The 4710-nt window shown below is 45.4% G+C and carries 7 protein-coding genes; 5 read left to right on the top strand and 2 right to left on the bottom strand.

Going from position 1 to position 4710, the window contains the following annotated elements:
- Positions 1–182 precede the first annotated feature (182 nt).
- Together ENN47_04950 and ENN47_04945 are read right to left on the bottom strand one after the other, a co-directional pair.
- Complete coding sequence (locus ENN47_04950) at positions 183–1079, bottom strand: DUF881 domain-containing protein (GenBank protein ID HDP77531.1); 897 nt, start codon at positions 1077–1079, stop codon at positions 183–185.
- 48 nt (positions 1080–1127) lie between these two features.
- Positions 1128–1400 carry an HU family DNA-binding protein gene (locus tag ENN47_04945; protein HDP77530.1) on the bottom strand — a complete coding sequence of 91 codons (273 nt, stop codon included), beginning with the start codon at positions 1398–1400 and terminating at the stop codon, positions 1128–1130.
- A 214-nt stretch (positions 1401–1614) separates the two neighbouring features.
- Between ENN47_04945 and ENN47_04940 the strand changes: the two genes are divergently transcribed.
- The 5 genes from ENN47_04940 to ENN47_04920 all read left to right on the top strand — a co-directional run.
- Complete coding sequence (locus ENN47_04940; GenBank protein HDP77529.1) at positions 1615–2535, top strand: ABC transporter substrate-binding protein; 921 nt, start codon at positions 1615–1617, stop codon at positions 2533–2535.
- Entirely contained in the window at positions 2519–3280 is a 762-nt protein-coding gene (locus tag ENN47_04935; protein HDP77528.1) for an ABC transporter permease, read from the top strand. The genes ENN47_04940 and ENN47_04935 overlap by 17 nt, the downstream gene beginning before the upstream one ends.
- A complete protein-coding gene (locus ENN47_04930; GenBank protein ID HDP77527.1) occupies positions 3264–3953 on the top strand; it encodes an ABC transporter ATP-binding protein in 690 nt (229 codons plus the stop codon). The genes ENN47_04935 and ENN47_04930 overlap by 17 nt, the downstream gene beginning before the upstream one ends.
- Before the next feature lie 58 nt (positions 3954–4011).
- Complete coding sequence (locus ENN47_04925; GenBank protein ID HDP77526.1) at positions 4012–4548, top strand: DUF177 domain-containing protein; 537 nt, start codon at positions 4012–4014, stop codon at positions 4546–4548.
- 17 nt (positions 4549–4565) lie between these two features.
- On the top strand, positions 4566–4710 hold a 145-nt coding region (locus ENN47_04920; protein ID HDP77525.1), incomplete at its 3' end, for a 50S ribosomal protein L32.

Genomic DNA, 4710 nt, shown 5'->3' with positions numbered 1-4710 from the left:
CTGTACAGCATCTTCAAGCTGAACTATCTTCCTTTGACTAAGAGCAATAGAGTCAATCTTCTCTTCAATAGCATCCATCTTTGCAAGAAAATCGTCTCTAGTAATGAACGGATAGTTACACCCGGTAAAGAGCACAAAAACAGGTATAAGAAGAGTTAGAAGGGTAACTTTTTTCAACTGAATCAACCCCCTCCCGCGGGAATGGTAATAAACTCAAGAGGCAGAAAAGTCATTTCAATCTCCCTGCCCTTGAAAAACTCCTTCAAGAGACCCAGACCGGATACAAGATAATCGTAATCGCCCAACACCTCAACAACTATTGGCGTAATTTGAGTTGGCTCATCATTAATTATAACAGTTGCCCCTACGCAGCGTACGTATGTATATGGTAATACTCTCTTCCCATTTAACGAAATCTTCGTGGCTCTCAAGGCATATATTTCGTTCAGAATCATAAGGATATCGTTGTCATGGATAATGCTACTTCCTTTGAAGCCGGATTCAATTCTTATTCGTACACCTTTTCCAACCTCTTCCTCGTAAAATACACTCCGAGGATTGTTAGAGACAACTCTTCCCGCGACGGCGTTTTTGACATCAACCATACTGGATTCTACAAGCGACTTGAGCTCTTCCAGCTGCCACTCAAGAGAGACAATCTTTCCTCTTATTCCCTCTATCTGGGTCGAGTAGTCAACATTCTCTCTTCTATCCAGTGAAGTGAGAAGATTCAGAATACTTTGCATATCATTTGAGAGATTTGTCAACGAGTCCCCAACGGAAGAACTGCTAACACCAGCCGAGACTGAATTCAGGTTCGCAATAATCCCCTGAAAATCGGTGATTATCTTCGAAAGATCCTGTCTCACTTCAAGGGAAGAGAGTGAGTCGAGATTCAGATTGAGCTGGAAGACTCTTTCGGACATGGTCTGAAGTTTGTTCTCTATTTCCCTTGTACTGAGACTTGAAACCATTTCATCGCCAAACTGCCTGAGAAAGTAGATGTTCAAGAAAGCACCCAAAGCCACAATAATAATGAAGATAACAAAGAGAACCCAGATTCCTTTCAAGTCTTTCACTCCAAAACAAAAGCGGCGGCAACTCCGGCCGCCGCAGAGTCTACGACACTATTTTACCTTTTCCTTCAGTTCCTTTCCAGGTACGAATTTAGGAACTTTTCCGCCCGGTATCGTGATGGGCTTCTTGGTTCTCGGATTGACACCCTTTCTGGCCTTCCTTGAAGCTACCATAAATGTGCCAAAACCAACGAGTCTTACAACATCACCTTTAGACAGTGTCTTCTCGATGATCTCGATCACTGTGTCAAGGGTCTTTCCAGCATCTTTCTTAGTAACACCCGTTTTCTCAGCGATTTCAGCGATGAGTTCTTTTTTGTTCATACTGTTCCCCCCTTCGCATGAGATGTCGCTATTATTCTACCACTCAGAGCTCAAATTACCAAACTCCTTATAGAGGGCGATTCCAGCCTTCATCGGGAAGAAATCGGCCCTGAGAGTGCTGATTCGGCTTCAGGCTCGCGATTTGGCCTTCAAAGCTGTTAAGCCGTCGTCAGGCCGGTGAATTGAGTGTATAATTGTTAGTGGAGGTGGTTCTATGAAGAAACTCATTATTACAGTTTTTGTGGTGTCTCTAGCCCTCGTATCTTTTGGCATCAATTACATAAATCCAGTTGGTCCTACTCTAATTCCGATTGCTGAGTTACTCTCCTCGGATATCTCTAATGAAGTCCCGGGTCTCGAAATCAATTTGTGGAGAAGCGTCGACGAAGCAATTTCAATGCTGGTTACAGGGAGGGCGCAGATAAGCCTTCTTCCGGTAACCGTCGGAATTAAGCTGGCAGCTTCTGGAGTAGATATTAAGCTCGCAGCAGTGAGCATGTGGAATGGTTTCTATTTCATATCTACAGAGAAGTCGATAGATGATATAGAAGACCTAGTAGGAACGGTGATCTACACCTTGCAGGCACCTGGTCAGACAGCAGACACCATTCTTCGCGGCGCCCTTGAGTCTCGTGGATATGAAGTCGGAAAAGATGCGTCTATAGTCTACGTAGGCGGCGCGGAGGCTGTGCAGCTTCTTGCGAGCGGAAAAGCCAAGCTCATTCTTGTACCTGAACCATTTGCTTCTCTTGCCGAAGCTCGTGTTCAGAGTGTAATAAGGTCTATGCCGATTGAAGATCTATGGGAAAGCTTCAACGATAGGAGAATCAACATTCCTACATCGGGGATATTCGTAAGCGGTTCTCTCGATAGAAGTGTTGTCGAATCATTTCTTCTTCTTTACCAGCAGTCCATGAGCCTGTCGCTCGCTAATAGGGAAAAGACTGCGGAGATAGTGTCAGAAAAGATGGGTGGCTTCCCCGTTCCTGTACTGAAGAAGGCAATGGATACAGCGGGCTTTCTATTTTCAGACTCCGAGAAAGCCAGGGAAGAAACAACGATATATATCGAAAAGCTGCGGGAACTCGATCAGGAACTTACGGGTGATATTGATCTAGATGCTCTCTTCTTCTAGAAGGAAACAGCTTGCGCCAATTCTCTCGGTAGGGTTTCTTCTACTGGTATGGTTTGCCGCATCTCTTTTGGTTTCAAGCAACCTTCTATTGCCTGGTCCGGGCGAAACAATAGCGGAATTCACGAAAATACTCTCAAGCGCGAGAGGCTGGTCGAATATTGCCGAAACATGTTCGAAGGCCTTTATTGGGCTTTTTCTCGCACTGGGGATGGCCATGGTCGCCGGATTTCTTATGGGTCTGATCGATGTTTTGTATGAATTGCTCAGACCGTTGGTAGTGATTCTTCAGTCTATTCCTATTGTATCCTGGCTTGCTCTGGCGATCTTCTGGTGGGGAGTAGGGTTCTCTTCTCCAGTATATATTGTATTGCTTACGCTGTTTCCTATCTTCACAATCAATATTGCAGAGGGAGTCAGAAACGTAGACAAGAAGCTGGTAGAGATGGCAAAAGTGTACAGGCTTTCCAGGAAGGTTGTTCTCAGGAAGATCTATCTTTCCTCTGCCTTTCCCTTCATAGTGTCGTCAATGAGAGTTGGGGTTGGAATCATGTGGAAATCAGTCGCAGTAGCTGAGTTCATGGTTGGAGCATCCGGAATAGGAAGAGCAATGTCCGATGCGAAGTACTCAATAAACACGACCAGAGTCTTCGCTTACACTCTGGTTCTTGTGATTCTCGGCATACTTACCGAGAAACTTCTAGATCTGCTAATAGGAAGGAGTGCCCGCTATGCATTTAAGAATTAGAGATCTGCATAAGCAGTTTGACGGGGAGAAGATAATAGATGGGTTCAGCTTCTCCATAGATGGTGATTTCTTCCTAACGATCCTCGGCAGCTCCGGTTGCGGTAAAACCACACTATTGAGAATTATTGGCGGTATCCTGAAGCCCGATAGAGGAACTGTTGAACTTGACAGCAAACGCTTGGGATTCGTATTCCAGGACGATAGGTTAATCCCGTGGTTGACGGCTTCCCAGAACATCTCCATTGTCTCGCCTGGGTGCGACCCGGTAGAGTTTCTCTCATTTGTTGGACTGAAGAACCATAAGAGCAAGTATCCTTCTCAGCTAAGCGGCGGGATGCGAAGGAGACTGAATATTGCAAGGGCGTTGGCCTTCAACCCTGATATCATTCTTATGGACGAGCCGTTCAGCTCTCTGGATGTTGTAATTAAGGACAGGCTAATGGAAGACATCCAGAGAATCTGGATGAGGAGGGGAATCAGCGTGATAATGGTCACACATGATCCTTCAGAAGCAGCGAGGCTCTCGACAGACATAGTAATCATACAGGACAGACTTTCCAAGAGTGATTCTATAGATCTCGGCAGTCCGGAAGGGAGAACCATGGACGAAATCGATCAAATAGCCCGTAGCCTGTTATGTAGGATGAAGGAATCTTCTTCATTTGTTCAATGAAACGTGAGTAAATCGCAATAACCGTGATGTAGTATTTGCTGGCACAGAGGTGATTGAAATGGCGAGAATTCATGAGTTGATCGTTGATCTGAACAGTTTCGAATTCAGGAAGACGATAGATGTTGTGCTGGATCCTGACTTCACTGAAGAGATAAAGTTGACTAGTGTCGCAGAGATCCACATCGAATTGTATAAAGATAAGGATTCGATTATCGTAACAGGTTCGGTGAAAACAGTCCTCGAAGACAACTGCGCAAGGTGTTTGAAAGTAGTCTCAATCCCGATTGCAGGGACAATTGAAGCCACCTACGTCCTTCAAGACAGTGTTGTTTTTGCAGAAGACGGCACAAGTGCTGATCTGGATAATGTTCTGAGGCTCGAGGGAGATCTGCTGGACTTGTCAGAACGCGTTATTGAGGCTATAATTGTTGAGGTTCCTCAGAAGGTTCTCTGCAGAAAAGACTGCGCGGGACTTTGTCCGTATTGCGGGGCAAATCTTAATGAGGAGCCAAATCACTCGTGCCAGAAGAAGGAAGAGCTGCCCGATGGCTGGCACAAAGTGGTGTCTGAGCTCAAATCGAAATTGAAGAGTTAGATATAGGAGGGATTAGAGTGGCCGTTCCAAAGCAAAAAAGAAGCAGAAGCAGAACCCACTTGAAACGTGTGAGGATGTATAGCCCGATCAAGGTTGCTGTTTCTACATGTCCAAACTGTGGCGAACCAAAACAGCCACACAGAGTTTGCTTACACTGTGGCT

The sequence above is a fragment of the Mesotoga infera genome (assembly GCA_011045915.1).
Classification (GTDB): Bacteria; Thermotogota; Thermotogae; order Petrotogales; family Kosmotogaceae; genus Mesotoga; species Mesotoga infera_D.
Note: the sequence above shows the minus strand (reverse complement) of the source record. Positions and strands in the feature narration are given on the sequence as shown.